Origin of the sequence: uncultured Brevundimonas sp., from assembly GCF_937870815.1 — a bacterium.
Classification (GTDB): domain Bacteria; phylum Pseudomonadota; class Alphaproteobacteria; order Caulobacterales; family Caulobacteraceae; genus Brevundimonas.
The window spans coordinates 1-2,707 of the sequence record NZ_CALMZS010000208.1; the positions used below are offsets into that span (position 1 = coordinate 1).

Consider the following 2,707-nt stretch of genomic DNA (forward strand, 5'->3'; position numbering starts at 1 on the left):
GTCCTCTGCCTGTCCCAGACGCACCGGGAGCGATTGGTCCGCTTCGTTATCGCCGCTGCGGTCGCCGGAGTCATTCTTGGTGCCGCCCAGCTGGCCAGTGGTGGAGATGGTTTTTATCCCTGGAGTTGGACGGACGCGGGCTCCGTCACCGGCTTCTTCGCCAATCGCAACCACTTGGCCTCGTTGCTTCTCGTCAGCCTGGCCTTCGCGGTCGTTCTTGGCGCGGCCACGCTCAGGCGGCGGGACCGAAAGGGTTCGACCCTGTGGCTCGGCGCCCTGTTCGCCGGTCTGGTGGTGGTGGCCTTGGCGGCGATTCGCTCCCGAGCCGGGATCACCCTGTTCGCGCCCGTCATGACCGTCAGCCTGCTGGCCGCCTGGATCGCCGCGGGAAAGGGCCGGCCTCGCCCTGGGCTGCTGGTTCTGCTCGGCACACTTGGCGCGGCCCTGACGGCGGTCGCGGTCCTCGCCCTGCCGCCCATTCTGGCGCGGTTTGACACCGAGAACCAGTTTGAAGGCCGCTCGGACCGCTGGCCCCTCGTGGCGGAAACCGCGCAAACCTACCTTCCGTTGGGATCCGGCGTGGGCAGTTTCGATTCCGTCTATCGTTCGGTCGAGCCCCTGGAAAAACTGGACGGCACCTTCTTCAACCAGGCCCACAACGAGTATCTGGAAACGTGGCTCGAAGCCGGTTGGCTCGGAATCGGGGTCATCCTGGCCTTTCTGGTCTGGTATTTTCGACGGTGCTGGTCGGCATGGAAGACCTCACCCTCGCGGGAAACAGACCTGCAGCGAGCCGCCAGCATTGGTATCGGCGTTTTGCTCCTGCATTCCGTCGTCGACTATCCGTTGCGGACCGTCACCCTGTCCGTCGTCTTCGCCCTGTGCTGTGGGCTGCTCGAACTGGCCCGACGGTCCGACCGGTCCCACTGAGTCCGGGGGCCAAGCCTTGCTCATAACGCCGGGTCCGTCGTTCCGGGACCCCGGCCGGCCAGGACGCAGCCGTTACCCGGCGACGCCGACATTCGCGGGTTCGGGGTCGAGCCGCCCGGTGCGAATGAAGACCTCCACGTCGTCCGGGGACCGATTTTCGTCGCCCGGGCCTCGCGATCGCGACCGGCGGCATGGGCCGACGGACTGCAGCAGGCTCCGCTCGCGCCCCCGCAGCCGCAAGGCGGTCAGGATGCCCGAGTCATAGGCCATGGTGTCTATTCCGATCCGCCGGCTGTCGGCATGAGCCTCCGGCGCCGGCGTATGCCCATGCACGACCACGCGCTCGAACGCCGTCTGGCTGTCCAGAAACGGTCGGCGAATCCACATCAGATCCTCCGGCGACTGCCGGTCCAGCGCCACCCCCGGCCTGGCCCCGGCATGGGTGAAGAAATAGTCGCCCACGGTCACGCTGGGTTCCAGGGCCTCGAGGAAGGCCGTCTCGGCCGCTGTCAGCCTGTGCCGCAGATCGGCCGCCACCCGCGCCCAGGCCTCGGTTCGGTGGGCAAGGGCGGGAACCTTGAGGCCGTATGAACGCAAGGCCTTGTCGCCCCCGTGCTCGCACCATCTGGATCCGGTGGCCGGGTCATCGAGAAAGCCCAGCATCGCCTGTTCGTGGTTCCCTCTCAGGAACCGCCATTCCACGCCCTCGACTACAGACAAGCCCGCCAGTAGCTGAAGAACCCCCCGTGAGTCCGGTCCCCGGTCGATATAGTCGCCGAGGAAGACCACCACCTTGCGTGTCGCCGTGCCGTCGCGAAGATCTGCGATGATCGCCTCAACAAGGGGCCGCAGGAGGTCGAGCCGGCCATGAATGTCACCCACGGCCCAGACGACGGTTCCGTCGGGAACGGCCGGCGCGGCCGGCGTGACGACCTGGGTTCGGGAACGAAACAGCCTTGAAAGCATGGGCCTCTGGACACAACGACGTCGGCGGCACCGACGGCCACCGTCCCTCGGAACGCGGTCGCACCCTATAGCAGGGACCTCGTCCAACAAGAAGGACGGCTCGGCCGCACGCTCTGCGGCCCTTCCGCGACGACAGCGCCGAAGGATCAGGGCTGCATCAACGTTTACTAAAGTGTAAACCATGGGGCGCGGGGGTATATTATGTCTGAAATTCAGTCTCGGAGCCTGCCGGGAGGGGACCGCTGGGTCGGCGACCCGTCGCGCGCGGCCGGACTCTATGGCGAGCTGCCGGCCCTGCCCGTGCCGGCGGCGAAACCTGTCTTGTCCTCCCGCTCGCGCCGGTCGCGGCCCAGGGCCGCATCGGAGGACTGAGCTACAGGCCGCGTCCGGGCACCCCGGTGTCCCGAAGCTGCCGGTACGCCGCCATGATGTGATAGAGCGAGCTCGCCGGCGCCGGCTCCGATTCAAACACGCCATCCCGCCCCAGCTTGTCATGCCACAGACCGGTCGGCGCGACGTATCGCCATAGACCCCGCAACGCCGCGACAGCGCTGTCGGTGAACCTCTGGCGGGCCTCGCCCCGCGCATCCTCCGCCAGGATCAGCGCGGCCTTCAGCCATTCAGTCTGGGGCCACAGCCGGGCGCGGGACGAGCGTGGCTGCAATGTGTCATCCAGCTCATCGATGGCCACGCCGCGCCCCGCGTCCAGACCGTGCTCGCCGGCCACGAACAGCCGACGCGCCGCCTCGAGCGCCCACGGATCACCCCGCAGCCGGCCCCACCGGGTCAGTAGCCAGGCCCATTCGAACTG

3 protein-coding genes are annotated in these 2,707 nt (G+C 67.7%); 1 reads left to right on the forward strand and 2 read right to left on the reverse strand.

Features of this window, described 5'->3' with window-relative positions; translation table 11 throughout:
• A partial coding sequence (locus Q0588_RS14035; RefSeq protein WP_298747366.1) for an O-antigen ligase family protein occupies positions 1-930 on the forward strand: 930 nt, incomplete at its 5' end.
• A gap of 72 nt (positions 931-1,002) precedes the next feature.
• Here Q0588_RS14035 and Q0588_RS14040 read toward each other — a convergent pair.
• Together Q0588_RS14040 and Q0588_RS14045 are read right to left on the reverse strand one after the other, a co-directional pair.
• Positions 1,003-1,812 (reverse strand): metallophosphoesterase family protein, encoded by an 810-nt coding sequence (locus Q0588_RS14040; RefSeq protein WP_298747369.1) that lies wholly within the window; start codon positions 1,810-1,812, stop codon positions 1,003-1,005.
• Positions 1,813-2,269: 457 nt separating this feature from the next.
• Positions 2,270-2,707 (reverse strand): AGE family epimerase/isomerase (locus Q0588_RS14045; RefSeq protein ID WP_298747371.1); only part of this gene is annotated, 438 nt, incomplete at its 5' end.